The following is a 14,055-nucleotide window of genomic DNA, read 5'->3' on the forward strand; positions in this document are numbered from 1 at the left end:
ATTATACATTCAACTTTACTATAAATACACAAAAAAAGAAAGTAGAGAATGGCTTTTTATTAATAATTGTGTATATTTATACTAGATTTAAATTTAATCTTTTCTGTATCTTATACAAAAAAACGCATCTATTTAAATAGATGCGCCAAACTATAACTTAAACTGTAGCTTTTTTAATTTGCTTACTTCTTAACTGGCCACAAGCTGCGTCAATATCTGTTCCTTGCTCCATACGGACTCCACAATTAATACCTTTGCTTTTTAAGGTTTCATAAAAAGCTTTAATTGATTCCGGTTCACTTCTGCTATATTGGCCATGTTCATCAACTGGATTATAAGGTATTAAATTGACATAAGAAAGATGACGTTTATTTGCAAGAAGTTTAGCGAGTTGTCTGGCTTCTTCAACATGATCATTTACATCGTTTAGTAAAATATATTCAAATGTAATTCTTCTATTTGTCGTCTCCAAATAATAATCAATGGATTCCATAAGCTTCTCTATCGGGAATGCTTTATTAATTTTCATAATCCGCGTACGTAACTCATCGTTAGGTGCGTGAATTGAGATTGCTAAATTTACTTGCATATTTTCATTAGCAAAGTCTTTAATTTTATGTGCTAGTCCACTTGTTGATACCGTGATATGTCTGGCACCTATATTAAGTCCTTTACCATCATTTACAACGCGTAAAAAGTTCATTAAATTTGTGTAATTATCAAATGGCTCACCAATACCCATTACGACTATATGACTAACACGTTCTCCTAATTCTTTTTCGTCTAAATGGTGTTGTACTTTCATAATTTGCTCAACAATTTCCCCACCTGATAAATCTCGGCTTTTTTTGAGTAAACCACTCGCACAAAAACTACAGCCAATATTACAACCAACTTGTGTTGTTACACAGACTGAATAACCATAAGGAAACTTCATCAACACTGTTTCAATTAAGTTTCCGTCGCCCATCTTAAATAGGAACTTGATTGTTCCATCTTCCGATTCTTGTTTAACGGATTGCTCTAATGACTGAATAAAGAATTGTTCATCCAGAAGTTCTACGAGTTGCTTGTTAATGTTTTTCATATGAGCGAATTCAGTAATCCGCTTTTTATAGAGCCAATCCCATATTTGGTCTGCTCGAAATCTTTGTTGTCCGTTTTCCAATAGCCATTCGGTTAATTGTTCTAATGTTAATCCATAAATTGAGTTTTTCACTTATTATCCTCTTTTCAAAAATACAATTCATTTATTATACTACTTGAAAATGAAAAAAGGAACAACTATTTTAATTCAATTTGCAAATAAAACTGCTATACTAACAAAACATACAATTTCTTGGAGGTTTTATAATGTATGAAAAAAAAAATCAAACAAAGATGACAATTTCTTATACTGTCGTTGAACGTTACATCGAAAAATTCGAACAAAAAACCCGGACAAACATTCATGAAATTATTTTGGACTCCTATCAAATTACATCAGCGAAGTACACCTTTCACCTCGATCGTATAAATGATATTTCTTACAAACCTTTCTCTGGAAATAAAGGGTTACTATATTTACACACTGATCAAGGTGTATTCACATTTCAAATAGGCGTTAATCCAAATGAATTTATCGATATGTATAAATCATTAAAGAAACCTTAATTGAATAATATGTACTTTCAGATTTTAATCTTTCTACATTTTACTCTCCTATTTTAATGTTTGAAATACGCATGATGTGTGTATATATAAAATAGAACAAAAAATATTGGAGGGATTATGAATGACAGTCAAACTTATTGTTGAGAATGCGGTACAAGCCAAAGAGGAAATTGATAAATTAGAAGTACAAGGTTATACTCATGACGATATTTATATATTCGCCCATTACAAAGAACGCAACGACAACATTACCGATGCTTTAGATACTGAAAAAATCGGTATGAAGGAACAAGGCTTTATCGATAGCATGAAAAACATGTTCTCGTCTCGCGGAGATGAATTAAGAAGTAAAATGGAATCAATTGGACTTTCTGTTGATGAAGCTGCAAACGCAGAAGCTGAGCTTGATAAAGGTAAATTAATTATACTTGCTAAAAAATAAAAATATATAATAAAAAACAAACCCCAAGTTGATGTGTACTTCACATCAACTTGGGGTTTATTTTTATATACACTTATTTACTCTAACAAACCGGCTTCTTTATAGAAACGTTCTGCACCTGGATGCAACGGAATACCCGCAAGTTCCGTAGTTGCATTTTCGATAGCCATTTGCTCGACAATTGGATGTGTCGCTTTCAGTTTATCTAAGTTTTCCCAGAACACTTTCGTCATTTCGTAGATTGTCTCCTCATCAACTGATGCATCCGCCATTAATACCATCTTAATAGCTAGAGTATCTATGTTTTCATCTTGCTTTTCATACGTACCACTTGGAATTGTAAACTCCGAATACCACGGATACTTTTCCATTAATGATTTTCGAACTTCCGGCTCAATTCCGATTAATTTACCATTTGCTGTTGATGTCATTTCAGTAACTGCCGCTGTTGGTAGACCTGCCTGAATTAGCGCGCCATCAATTTGTTTGTTTCTCATAAGGTCAATCGCTTCTGTAAAACCTACAAAGTTCTCCTTTATATCATCTGGATATGCAATATCATACTCAGGAAGAATAATACTTGATTCAACCTCGGGCGTACTTCCGATTGATCCAGGAGCAAATCGCTTACCTTTTAAATCACCAATTGAAGTTATACCAGAGTCGCTATGAACTACAAACTGGTTCGGATTGTAATAAAGTCCTCCGATAATGCGAACATCCTTATACGCTCTATCTTTAAATCCACGTTCTCCGTTATATGCTTCCCAAACGATTCCCGTTGTTGCAAATGCAATATCTGTTTCTCCTTGTTTCATAGTGTTCAAATTATCAACACCACCATTTGATGCTTGTGCATTCACTCGAAGGCCATCTATTTCCTCGCCCCATAAATTAGCCATCGCCGCTCCAAGTGGGTAAATAGTTCCAGTTGTTGATGCTGTTGAGAAATTCAAATTTTGTTTCCCACCAGATTCTTTCTCACCCGCGTTATCATTACCACAAGCTCCTAACAATAAAATAATCGCTAACATACTTAATGTCATTACACGCTTCAAATTCATTTAATAATCTCCCCTTCGATTTCTCTATTTTACTAGGATACTTTCTTTGATTGATTCTTTTGTTGTTGCTAATTTTTGCCACATAAAAACAAATATTAACAAGGCAATTCCTGTTGCATCTGTTAGATAACCCGGCATAATCATTAAAATGCCTACAGTTAATAATAAAATTCTTTGCAAGATCGAAGCTTCTTTAATTAACCAACCTTGTAATCCAGCAGCTAAAGAAATTACGCCAATGCTCGCTGTTAATAACGGGACTACACTTGCAGAATAAGCAGCTTCACCTAGTAAGAGTGCTGGTTCAAAGATAAAAAAGAATGGCAGGATGAATCCCGTAATCCCTAATTTCACCGCTGTCATCGAGACTTCATGCTGATTCGTTTTCGCGATACCTGCAGCTACATATGAAGCTAACGCAACTGGTGGCGTAATATTAGATAAACACGCATAAATCAGAACGAACATATGAGCAGCTAAAGGTGCAACACCCAAGTTTATTAAAACTGGAGTTCCAACTGTTGCAACAATAACGTAAGCTGCCACCCCAGGGACACCCATTCCCAAAATAATACTCATCAGCATAACTAGAAAACTAGCAACTAGCAAACTATCATTTGTGTAATTCATAACTGCAAAACCAAAATTCAAGCCTAATCCCGTTAATGAAACAGTCCCAATAATAACACCAATGACCGCACAAGCTACACCAACACCAACAGCTCCTTTTGCACCCTCTTCAAGTGCCAGCATTATTTTCTTAATGCCCATACGTGTTTCTTTTCGGAACCAACTGGCGATAATGCATGCAGCTATAGAGAACACTGCTGCATACAGCGGTGTATAACCCATAAATAAAAGCGTTAACAAAACTATGAGTGGTAAAGACAAATGGCCTTGATTTTTAAGCACTTCTTTAACTTTAGGGATATTTTCACGCGACAATCCTTTTAAACCTAGTCTTTTTGCTTCGAAATGAACAACCATTATCAGTGTTAAATAATAAAGAAAAGCAGGAATGATTGCAGCTAATAATACAGTTGTGTATGGTACACCAAGGTACTCTGCCATAACAAAGCCGGCAGCACCCATGATCGGTGGAGCAAATTGACCACCTGTAGATGCAACTGCTTCTACTGCGGCGGCAAACCTTGCTTTATAGCCATTTTTCTTCATTAAAGGAATAGTAAGCGTGCCGGTAGTTGCAACATTAGCGATTGCACTCCCATTAATCATCCCCATCAAAGCACTTGCAATGACTGCAACTTTTGCGGGACCCCCAGGTGAGCGTCCCGCAATAGTCAATGCTAAATCATTAATAAATTGACTAAAGCCACTATGACTTAGAAAGGCTCCGAATAAAATAAACAGAAAAACAAATGTTGCAGAAACACCAATTGCGATACCGAAAACACCTTCACTACCCCAAAATATGTAATCAATAATACGATTTGTACTGAAACCACTATGTCCAAATAATCCGGGGATTAAAGGGCCTAAAAAATTGTACAGTAGAAAAATCAGTGCCAATACGGCTAAATTTCCAACTACCCGTCTTGCCGCTTCAAAGATTAATATAAGTCCAATAGCACCGACCACGTAATCAAAAGGTAGTAAAAAACCGCCTCGTAAAACAATTGTTTTAAAATTTAGTAATAAATAACCAATTGAACCCAGACTTAACGCAATACATAAAAAATCAAAAGCAGTAGGTCGTAAAACCGATTTCTTACTACCTTTTTTTGCTGGATAGATTAAGAACGTCATAACTAATAGAAATAAGACATGTGAACTTCGAAGAGTCATGGCATCTAAGGATCCACTACCAGCAGTATATATTTGGAAAACGGACCAAATAATCGCTAATGCTGTAACAATTTTTGAAAATTTACCAACAAATTCTCGGACTCTAAACTCACTGTCAGCTTTTTCCATCAGTTCATCAGATTCGCTGACTACATTCCCCATTTTTGATCAACTCCTAAATTCTTTTTATTGGAATATATTAACTGATAAAACTAAAATAATTCTATACTAGGAAGTAATTACTGTCAATGTAGTGACATGGGTAGATAAAACCAATCTGATTCTGTAAAATCTAACATGAGAGTAGGTGCAAAAATGGAAAACAATTACGGTAAAGTTGGCTTACTGGCGGGCGCAATGTCTTTTATGCTCCTTGTAATAGGTGTTCGTAACGTTCTAGGAGAATCAATAGAAATTTTAAACTTTGTAGCATTTGCTGTATTTTCAATAATTATTGGTCTGAGTTGTACAGCAATGTTGTTTTATAAATTACGAATTGCGTTCCCTATTTTTATTATTGCAATAATCATTGCCTTTTTTGAAATGTTCCGGAGCTTTATTTTGAACATAAATGATCAAGGGAATGCAATTGGTATATTATCGTTATTTATTTTCACATCTTTCGGACTCGCGATTGCACTCATCGTTCAATTCATAGTCATATACATAAGAAAGAACAAATAATAAAAATGCGAGTCTTCTAATAACTCGAAGGCTCGCTTTATTATTTTATCTTTTATAGGTTTCTGTTTTCTGCTTTTCCTTATTATGCTTAACTACTGTTGTGACAAGATTTAAAACAAATAGAACTGCAAATAATGCTGCGAAACCATATTGTTCATTTATGAACCTTGTGTATGCAAAATAGCCCATAAAAACCGCAATCGCTAAATCAAAATATTTAGAACCCATAATTAGTAATCCCCCTTTACTTCCCTAGTATAGCAGTTATATCTACTGTAACTAGAGCACTTCTTAAGATTTTTTGAGATCACTTAAAATAGTCATAAGTTCCACGAAAAACCTCTCCATATCTGCATCCGTCCCAATTGTAATTCGTAAATAATTATCAATCGATAGTGTATTGAAATATCTAACAAGAACACCTTTTCTTTTTAGGTTTTCGTATATAGTGGATGCACTATACAAGTCATGGGTCGCAAAAATGAAATTCGCTTTTGATGGCATTACTTTGAAACCGAGTTGCGTCATTTTCTCTATTACAGCTTCTCTCGTTGAAACAATCTTCTTAGTTGTTTCTATAAAATAATTCTCATCTTCGAATGCTGCTTTAGCGCCAACTAACGCAAGTCTATCAATTGTATAGGAATTCACTGAGTCTTTAATTCGAATAAGTCCAGCGATTAAAGATGGATTTCCAAGTGCAAAACCGACGCGTAGACCAGCTAAAGATCGAGATTTCGAAGTTGTTTGCACGACGAGTAAATTATCGTATTTCCTAACTAATGTTGCTGCTGATACAGAAGCAAAGTCAATATAAGCTTCATCAACAATAACGACTTTATGGGGATTATTTTTCACAATCTGCTCAATAGAGTCTATTTCTGCATATAGACTAGTTGGCGCATTTGGATTCGGTAAAATGACGCCGCCTTCTGAACCGAAAAACCGCTCTAGATCTAAACTAAAATCGGTATTTAAAGGTACGACTTCATATGGGATATCAAATAATTTCGCATATACAGGATAGAAACTATAAGTGATTTCCGGATAAATAATCTTTTTACCCGGCTCAAAAAATGCCATAAAAGAGAAAGCCAACACCTCATCTGAACCGTTACCAATAAAGACTTCATCTGCTGACAAGTTATAGCAAGAACCAATTGTCATTCTTAAATCATCAGCAGTTGGAGAAGGGTATAACTGTAATTTCCCCTTCACCTCTTCCTCGATTGCAAAAATCACTTTTGGACTTGGCGGATATGGATTTTCATTCGTATTTAATTTTAAAACAGTTGGGTCAGCCACTTGCTCACCAGGCACGTATGGATCAGCCCGCTTCACCATGGTGCTCCAATATTTACTCATCTGCCTTCACTTCACCTTTCGAACGCCTTTTCAATAATTCATTTTTCACATCACTTAGACTAACATTAGCGATTTCCATCAAAACAAGCGAATGATAAATTAAGTCCGATAACTCACTCGTTAACTCTGCTTTATCTTCATTTTTCGCACCAATTATAACTTCACTAGACTCTTCCCCGATTTTTTTAAGCACTTTATCGATGCCTTCACGGAATAGGTATGACGTATATGAACCTTCTACAGGATTCTTTTTACGATCTTTAATTTCAGCAATTACTTCATGAACGACTTGACGATTAGGGTTTTTTTCTTCATAGACTGTCTTAAAAAAACAATCTTCTGAACCCGTATGACATGCGGGCCCCATCGATTCAACTTGAACCAATATTGAATCTGAATCACAATCTAAACTAATACGTTTTACGATTTGTCTATTCCCCGAGGTTGCACCCTTATTCCATAATTCTTGTCTTGATCGACTATAAAACCAAGTTTCTTTCGTTTCAATTGTTTTTTCAAGCGATTCTTTATTCATATATGCAAGCATGAGCACATTTCCAGTAATTTCATCTTGTACAATTGCTGGAATTAACCCTTTTTCATCAAATGAAACATTTTCAAGTTGTACGCTCATTGTTCTTCAATCCCTTCAGTCTGGTTCAGCTATTTTTCTCATTTTGATAAGTTGAACAAAGTAATCTAACTAACCGCTGATTTCCGTTACGAGCGGACGCTTTCCACGGGCATGGCTTCAGACTCCTCATCGCTAAGCTTCTGCGGGTTCTTTAACTGAGAGAGAATGGTTTTCTCTCTCAGTTCTTGGCAATGCTATTCCCGCTGGAGTCGCCACCCTCCACTTCAATCAGCTGGAGTGTTTAAGGTTCACAAATTCAATACTTTTAAATACTCTTTTAAATCTTTAATATTAATCTCTTCGTAATGAAACACAGAAGCGGCTAATGCAGCATCCGCTTTACCTTTTGTTAATATCGTTTGAAAATGTTCCATTGTTCCCGCTCCGCCGCTAGCAATAATAGGAATATTTACTGCTTCAGCAATCGTCTTAGTCAATTCAAGACTATAACCATCTTTTTCCCCATCACCGTCAATACTATTTAAAACAATTTCACCAGCACCTAGCTTTTCTCCTTGGATTGCCCATTCAATTGCGTCCATACCCGTATCTTCTAGTCCGCCTTTATTAAACACTGACCATTTAGAAGGACCCACCTCTTGCACATCCATTGATAATAGAATTCGTTCTGAGCCGAATTTATCTGCAGCCTCTTTGATGAACTGTGGATTTTCAACTGCAATACTATTAATAGATACTTTATCTGCACCAATATCGAATAACTTCTGGATGTCATCTAGTGTACGAATACCACCGCCTACTATAAATGGAATCGGCACTTCTTTTGCTATTTTTTCGATAGTGTCAAAAAATATCGACCTGTTCTTAAATGCAGTAATGTCATAAAAAACAAGCTCATCTGCACCATCTGCAACGTATTTTTTCGCTAATTCAAAAGGATCTGCTACCTCTTTAATATCTTGGAATTTACGACCTTTAACGACTTTTCCTTGATCTACGTCCATACATGGAATTATTCTTCTACTCGTCATTTTTGTCGTCCTCCATTAATTCTATTAGTGATAACGATCCCTCATAAAGCGCCTTACCGATAATTGCACCGTATAAATTCATCTCACCAAGCTTCTTAATATCTTCTTTTGTAGATACACCACCTGAAGCGATAATATCAATTTTACAAGCTTGATCGACAACACTTAGTTCTTCGAAATTAGGGCCCTGCATCATACCATCTTTTAAAATATCTGTATAAACAACAGTTTTCACACCTATTTTCTCTAGCTGTTGCAATAAATCAATGGCTTTTGTATCCGTCGTCTCTGTCCAACCATCTGTTGCCACTAAACCGTTACGGGCATCAATAGATACTGCGATTTTATCACCATATTTTTGAACAGCTTCTTCTAAAAATGCCCGATTTGTAATTGCTGCTGTTCCAATGATGATTCGGCTAACCCCACTAGTAATGTGCTCATCAATCATATCCATCGAACGAATACCACCGCCAACTTGAACTGGAACCGATACCGCATTTGCGATAGCTTGAATTGCTTCTCTATTTGATGAATTCCCAGTCTTCGCGCCGTCTAAATCAACTAGGTGAATGAACTCCGCACCTTGTTTTTCCCACTGAAGTGCCATTTCTGTCGGTGAATCTCCATAAATAATTTCTTTATTATAGTTCCCTTGAATTAGTCGAACACATTTACCATCTCTTATATCAATCGCTGGAAATAAAATCACTTAAATCTCCTACTTTCAGTTTATATTAGAGTGAACCCTTTGTAGAAGGAACCCCGATAACATTTGGATTAATTGTACTTGCTGCATTTAATGCGCGACCAAACGCTTTAAAAATGGCTTCTATCATATGGTGACTGTTTTTCCCATAATCCATGTTAATATGTAGAGTAGCATTTGAATGACTAACAAAGGCTTGGAAAAACTCTTCAACTAATTCAGTATCGAATTCACCAACTTTATCTTTTAACCCATCAACATTGTAAACGAAGAAAGGACGTCCACTTAAGTCTATTGAAACAGTTGCAAGCGCTTCATCCATAGGGACGGATACTGTCGCAAAGCGATCAATACCTTCCTTCGTGCCAAGACTTGCATTAAATGCTTGTCCCAATACAATGCCCACATCTTCAACCGAATGGTGCTGATCCACTTCAATATCGCCATCACACTTTACAGTTAAATCAAATAATCCGTGCTTCGTAAACGCCGTTAACATATGGTCAAAAAAACCAACACCTGTTTGAATATCAGTTTTCCCACTACCATCAATATTAAAATCGAGTTTAATCGATGTTTCTGCTGTCGCTCTTGAAATTTCTTTTTTACGCATAATTATTTATCCGCCTTTCGAATTGCAATTGAATTCGCGTGAGCTGTTAAGCCTTCCGCATTCGCTAATGTAATAATATCATCTGCTGCTTTCTGTAATGCCTGTTCTGAATAATAAATGATACTCGACTTTTTAATGAAATCATATACACCCAATGGTGATGAGAACGCCGATGTTCCACTTGTAGGAAGTGTATGGTTAGGACCAGCATAATAATCACCCAGTGCTTCCGCTGAATAATTCCCAAGGAAAATGGCACCTGCATTTTGAATATATTGCATTTGCTCTAAAGGATTTTCGACCATAAGTTCTAAATGTTCTGGTGCAAATTCATTGACTAGATCATAAGCTTCTTCCAGTGTATCGACAACAATAATACGTCCATTATTAGTAATAGATTTCTCTATAATTGCTTTACGTTCTAACAAATTCGTTTGCTTTATGACTTCTAACTGTAATGACTTTGCAAACTGCTCACTAATTGTAATGCAAATCGCAGTTGCTTGCTCGTCATGTTCTGCTTGTGATAATAAATCCGCCGCCACAAAACTTGGAACTGCCGTGTCATCTGCTACAACACAAATCTCACTTGGCCCTGCAATCATATCAATCGCTACTTCACCATAAACCCACTTTTTCGCACGTGCAACATAAGCATTTCCCGGTCCAACAATTTTCGCGACTTTACGAACTGTTTCTGTTCCGTATGCAAGTGCTGCAATCGCTTGTGCTCCACCCATTTTATAAATTATATCAACACCTGCAACAGATGCAGCAACTAAAACGTGTGGATTAATTTTCCCATCTTTTTGAGGTGGTGTCGTCATCGTTACATTCGGAACACCTGCTATTTTCGCAGGTACTGCATTCATTAATACGGTAGATGGATATGCTGCTTTTCCACCTGGTACGTATATACCTACGCGATTTAGTGGCGTCACTTTTTGGCCAAGCATTACGTTATTTTCATTATTTGTAAACCAAGACTTCTCTTTTTGACCTTCATGAAACGCTTTAATATTTTCATGCGCATTTTTAATTGCTTGCAAAAATTCAGGAGAAACAAGTTCTTTTGCTTCAGCAAATTCTTCCTCAGTTACAATAAGTTCATCTATTTCTACGTTATCAAATCGTTTTGTATAGTCAAATAACGCTTTGTCGCCTCTCCGGCGAACATCGGCAATGATTTCAAGGACAGCTTTATCTAATTTCTCATTAAAATCTTCATTTACTTCTTTATTATTCATTTCTATCTCAAATTGCTTACCGGTGATTATTTTCATCATTTATCACTCCAATACAGCTTTTAAATTATTAATAAAATGCTCAATTCTACTCGTTTTAGTTGCGAAACTCGCCTTATTTACAATGACTCTAGCACTGACATCTGCAACTTTATCTAGCACAACTAATCCGTTTTCTCTTAAAGTCGTTCCTGTTTCAACAATATCAACTATGACATCTGATAAACCAAGTAGCGGAGCCAACTCAATTGACCCATTTAATTTAATTGTTTCAACTCTGATGCCCTTTTGATCAAAAAAGTCTTTAGTAAGTTTTGGATACTTTGTAGCGACTGTTAAAAGTTTACGATTTTGAATTTCTTGTTCAGGAAATCCACAAACAGATAGTTGGCATTTCCCGGTATTTAAATCAACCAATTCATAAACATCAGGCTGTTCTTCCATTAATGTATCTTTACCAATTATACCAATATCCGCAGCACCTTTCACAACGTAAGTCGTTAAATCTGCTGTTTTCACGAAAATTAGTTTCACAGTATTCGTTTGGTCATACATCACTAATTTTCTGCTTTTATTATGATAATCCGGAAAGAATAGTCCACCTTTTTCCAATAAAGCAAGCGCTTGTTTCGAAGTACGTCCTGTAGCAATTGCTAAAGTTAAATAATCCAATTACATACTTCCTTTCAATTTGGCTATGAGTGCAAGCAATTCAGCAATTTCTGTGAAAGTGGTATACTTATCATTATACTGAATCGACTTTTCTTCTTTAGAAATCTTGACTTGGAAAAAGCTCTCCTGCTGACTTCCAACAGATTGTTCATTTGTTGATAGGACACTATAGCCATGCTCACGCAATTCACTAGCAATAGATATTGACTTACTTAAACAATCTGTTTCATATTTAATACTAACATCGATTGGCGTTCGACGTGATAGCTCTTCATTTTCTGAAGCCTGGACAAGCGATTCAACTTCACAAGCAAAACCAATCGCTTCAATTTTTGCACCAAACTCATTGCCTAACTGATCATAGCGGCCACCCATTAACACTGGTTTACCGAACTTTTCAACATAACCTTGGAAGATAATATCCGAGTAGTAGTCCATGTGATTGATGAGTCCCAAATCCAAAACAATAAAGTCTTTTAAGCCATACATAGTCAAAATTTCGTATACCTTATTTAGATAATCAAGTGTTTCATGAAGTTTCATGTCTTGGACAAGTCCTCTTGCCTTTTCAGTCACTTCACCTGGTTCTCCATATAGGAAAGGGATGCTGCTAATTGCTTTTTTGATTTCCGAATCTACACTTAGTGTACCTAGGAGTTCGTCAATATCTACAACGTTTTTCGATTGAATTGATTTTTTAATTTGGCTTAGCTGAGTCGGAGTTAAATTTACCGCTTGAATTAACTGCTTGAAAAAGCCTGCATGGCCTATTTCAATCTTTATCTCATTAAAGCCCAAATCTCTTAATGTATGACAAGCTAGTGCTATGACTTCTGCATCTGCTTCAGGTGAACTTTTACAAAAGTATTCAACACCAGCCTGCGTATTTTCAATAGCTTCTCCAGGATCAGCTGGCTGTCTAAAAACATCTTGAACGTAAAAATAGCGAAGTTCATTAGGTAGTTCTGTATACTGTTCAGCCAATTGGCGCGTTATTGGAATGGTTACGTCTGGACGCAAAACGAGCACACGTCCTGCACGGTCAATTACTTTAATCATCTCATTTTGATTAATAGAGCTATTTACTTTTGAATACAGATCATATTGTTCAAATGTTGATGTTTTAATTCGTTTATATCCGTAAGTCCTAAACCTTTTATATATTTTTCTTATAGTTTGCTCATATTTTTGATAATCTTTGACATTCTTTTCATTCATTTTATAATCATTATACAATTGAATAAGACCGCCTTTCAATTTGAAAAACTTTATCACTTTACTACGGTGAAGTTATTTACTACTATACGAGTATATGTAATAATTGTCAACTAGAAATACTAAAAATGGAGGAGACATTATATGTTTGATTATCATATGCATAGCCACTTTTCAGCGGATTGTAATGTATCAATGGAAGATATGGTTGTAGGATCTATAAAAAAAGGACTTACCGAAATTTGTTTCACCGAGCATATCGATTATGACTATCCTGATGAAACAATTGTTTTCGATTTTGATTTAAAAGAATATGACCAATTACTGAGACAATTAGGTGAGAAATATAAAGACAAGATTCAAATAAAAAAAGGTGTGGAAATCGGACTGCAACCTCATCTGTTAAATCGCTATGAATCACTTATTGATAGCAATGATTTTGACTTTGTCATTTGTTCCATGCATACAACTGAGAAAAAAAGCTTGCATTACGGAGAACTATTTGTGGGAAGAACTGTTGAAGAAGCTTATAAGGTATACTACGATGAATTATTAGCTTGCGTAAAAGACTTTAAACAGTTTTCGATACTTGGACATGTTGACCTCATTAAAAGATATGCAAAAGAACAACCTACAGCGTTATTCCATGATGAATTAACTGCAATTTTCAATGAGATTATCCCTGCTGGAAAAGGGATTGAATTAAATACATCTGGTGCACGCTATGGTATGCCTAACGGATTACCAAGTGATGATCTATTAAAACTTTACAAACAATGCGGAGGAGAAATCATAACGCTCGGATCAGATGCACATAGAGTTTCGGAATTAGCCTATGATTTCCACGAATCACTACACTTACTACAGTCTATTGGATTTGATTATATCGCTACTTTTGATAAACAAGAACCAAACTTTCATCCAATACGTCAGTTAATATAATATAAATAAAGTAAAGTAGC

16 protein-coding genes are annotated in these 14,055 nt (G+C 35.7%); 4 read left to right on the forward strand and 12 right to left on the reverse strand.

The window, feature by feature from the left end:
- Positions 1-157: 157 nt before the first annotated feature.
- Positions 158-1,219, reverse strand: a complete 1,062-nt coding sequence (gene rlmN / locus AC3RV6_RS12505; RefSeq protein ID WP_489746371.1) for a dual-specificity RNA methyltransferase RlmN — start codon at positions 1,217-1,219, stop codon at positions 158-160.
- Between the two features lie 134 nt (positions 1,220-1,353).
- Between rlmN and AC3RV6_RS12510 the strand changes: the two genes are divergently transcribed.
- Positions 1,354-1,653, forward strand: a complete 300-nt coding sequence (locus AC3RV6_RS12510; protein WP_489746372.1) for a hypothetical protein — start codon at positions 1,354-1,356, stop codon at positions 1,651-1,653.
- A gap of 121 nt (positions 1,654-1,774) precedes the next feature.
- A complete protein-coding gene (locus AC3RV6_RS12515; RefSeq protein WP_489746373.1) occupies positions 1,775-2,095 on the forward strand; it encodes a YflT domain-containing protein in 321 nt (106 codons plus the stop codon).
- A 77-nt stretch (positions 2,096-2,172) separates the two neighbouring features.
- Here the strand turns inward: AC3RV6_RS12515 and AC3RV6_RS12520 are convergent, their stop codons facing one another.
- Both AC3RV6_RS12520 and AC3RV6_RS12525 read right to left on the reverse strand, forming a co-directional pair.
- The gene (locus AC3RV6_RS12520; RefSeq protein WP_489746374.1) at positions 2,173-3,159 is read right to left on the reverse strand and encodes a TAXI family TRAP transporter solute-binding subunit; all 987 of its coding nucleotides are present in this window, start codon (positions 3,157-3,159) and stop codon (positions 2,173-2,175) included.
- A gap of 24 nt (positions 3,160-3,183) precedes the next feature.
- Positions 3,184-5,127, reverse strand: coding sequence for a TRAP transporter permease (locus AC3RV6_RS12525; RefSeq protein WP_489746375.1), 1,944 nt, complete (start codon positions 5,125-5,127; stop codon positions 3,184-3,186).
- A gap of 153 nt (positions 5,128-5,280) precedes the next feature.
- Between AC3RV6_RS12525 and AC3RV6_RS12530 the strand changes: the two genes are divergently transcribed.
- Entirely contained in the window at positions 5,281-5,649 is a 369-nt protein-coding gene (locus tag AC3RV6_RS12530; RefSeq protein WP_489746376.1) for a hypothetical protein, read from the forward strand.
- Between the two features lie 45 nt (positions 5,650-5,694).
- On the opposite strand, the gene AC3RV6_RS12535 is transcribed toward AC3RV6_RS12530, so the two are convergent.
- The 9 genes from AC3RV6_RS12535 to hisZ form a co-directional block, all read right to left on the reverse strand.
- Complete coding sequence (locus AC3RV6_RS12535; RefSeq protein ID WP_489746377.1) at positions 5,695-5,877, reverse strand: hypothetical protein; 183 nt, start codon at positions 5,875-5,877, stop codon at positions 5,695-5,697.
- A gap of 63 nt (positions 5,878-5,940) precedes the next feature.
- A complete protein-coding gene (gene hisC / locus AC3RV6_RS12540; protein ID WP_489746378.1) occupies positions 5,941-7,014 on the reverse strand; it encodes a histidinol-phosphate transaminase in 1,074 nt (357 codons plus the stop codon).
- Complete coding sequence (gene hisIE, locus AC3RV6_RS12545) at positions 7,007-7,648, reverse strand: bifunctional phosphoribosyl-AMP cyclohydrolase/phosphoribosyl-ATP diphosphatase HisIE (RefSeq protein WP_489746379.1); 642 nt, start codon at positions 7,646-7,648, stop codon at positions 7,007-7,009. Before hisIE ends, hisC begins: the two co-directional genes overlap by 8 nt.
- A gap of 248 nt (positions 7,649-7,896) precedes the next feature.
- Positions 7,897-8,640: an imidazole glycerol phosphate synthase subunit HisF gene (hisF, locus tag AC3RV6_RS12550; protein ID WP_489746380.1), complete on the reverse strand. Its 744-nt coding sequence runs from the start codon at positions 8,638-8,640 to the stop codon at positions 7,897-7,899.
- Positions 8,630-9,352, reverse strand: coding sequence for a 1-(5-phosphoribosyl)-5-[(5-phosphoribosylamino)methylideneamino]imidazole-4-carboxamide isomerase (gene hisA / locus AC3RV6_RS12555; protein ID WP_489746381.1), 723 nt, complete (start codon positions 9,350-9,352; stop codon positions 8,630-8,632). Before hisA ends, hisF begins: the two co-directional genes overlap by 11 nt.
- Positions 9,353-9,377: 25 nt before the next feature.
- The gene (gene hisB, locus AC3RV6_RS12560) at positions 9,378-9,962 is read right to left on the reverse strand and encodes an imidazoleglycerol-phosphate dehydratase HisB (RefSeq protein WP_489746382.1); all 585 of its coding nucleotides are present in this window, start codon (positions 9,960-9,962) and stop codon (positions 9,378-9,380) included.
- 2 nt (positions 9,963-9,964) lie between these two features.
- On the reverse strand, positions 9,965-11,245 hold the full coding sequence (gene hisD / locus AC3RV6_RS12565; RefSeq protein WP_489749247.1) for a histidinol dehydrogenase: 1,281 nt from the start codon (positions 11,243-11,245) through the stop codon (positions 9,965-9,967).
- A 6-nt stretch (positions 11,246-11,251) separates the two neighbouring features.
- Positions 11,252-11,878 (reverse strand): ATP phosphoribosyltransferase, encoded by a 627-nt coding sequence (hisG, locus tag AC3RV6_RS12570; protein ID WP_489746383.1) that lies wholly within the window; start codon positions 11,876-11,878, stop codon positions 11,252-11,254.
- Entirely contained in the window at positions 11,879-13,114 is a 1,236-nt protein-coding gene (hisZ, locus tag AC3RV6_RS12575) for an ATP phosphoribosyltransferase regulatory subunit (protein ID WP_489746384.1), read from the reverse strand.
- Between the two features lie 123 nt (positions 13,115-13,237).
- Here hisZ and AC3RV6_RS12580 point away from each other — a divergent pair, with 123 nt between their 5' ends.
- Positions 13,238-14,035 carry a histidinol-phosphatase HisJ family protein gene (locus AC3RV6_RS12580; protein ID WP_489746385.1) on the forward strand — a complete coding sequence of 266 codons (798 nt, stop codon included), beginning with the start codon at positions 13,238-13,240 and terminating at the stop codon, positions 14,033-14,035.
- Positions 14,036-14,055 lie beyond the last annotated feature (20 nt).

The organism is Sporosarcina sp. So3-204 (genome assembly GCF_058068165.1).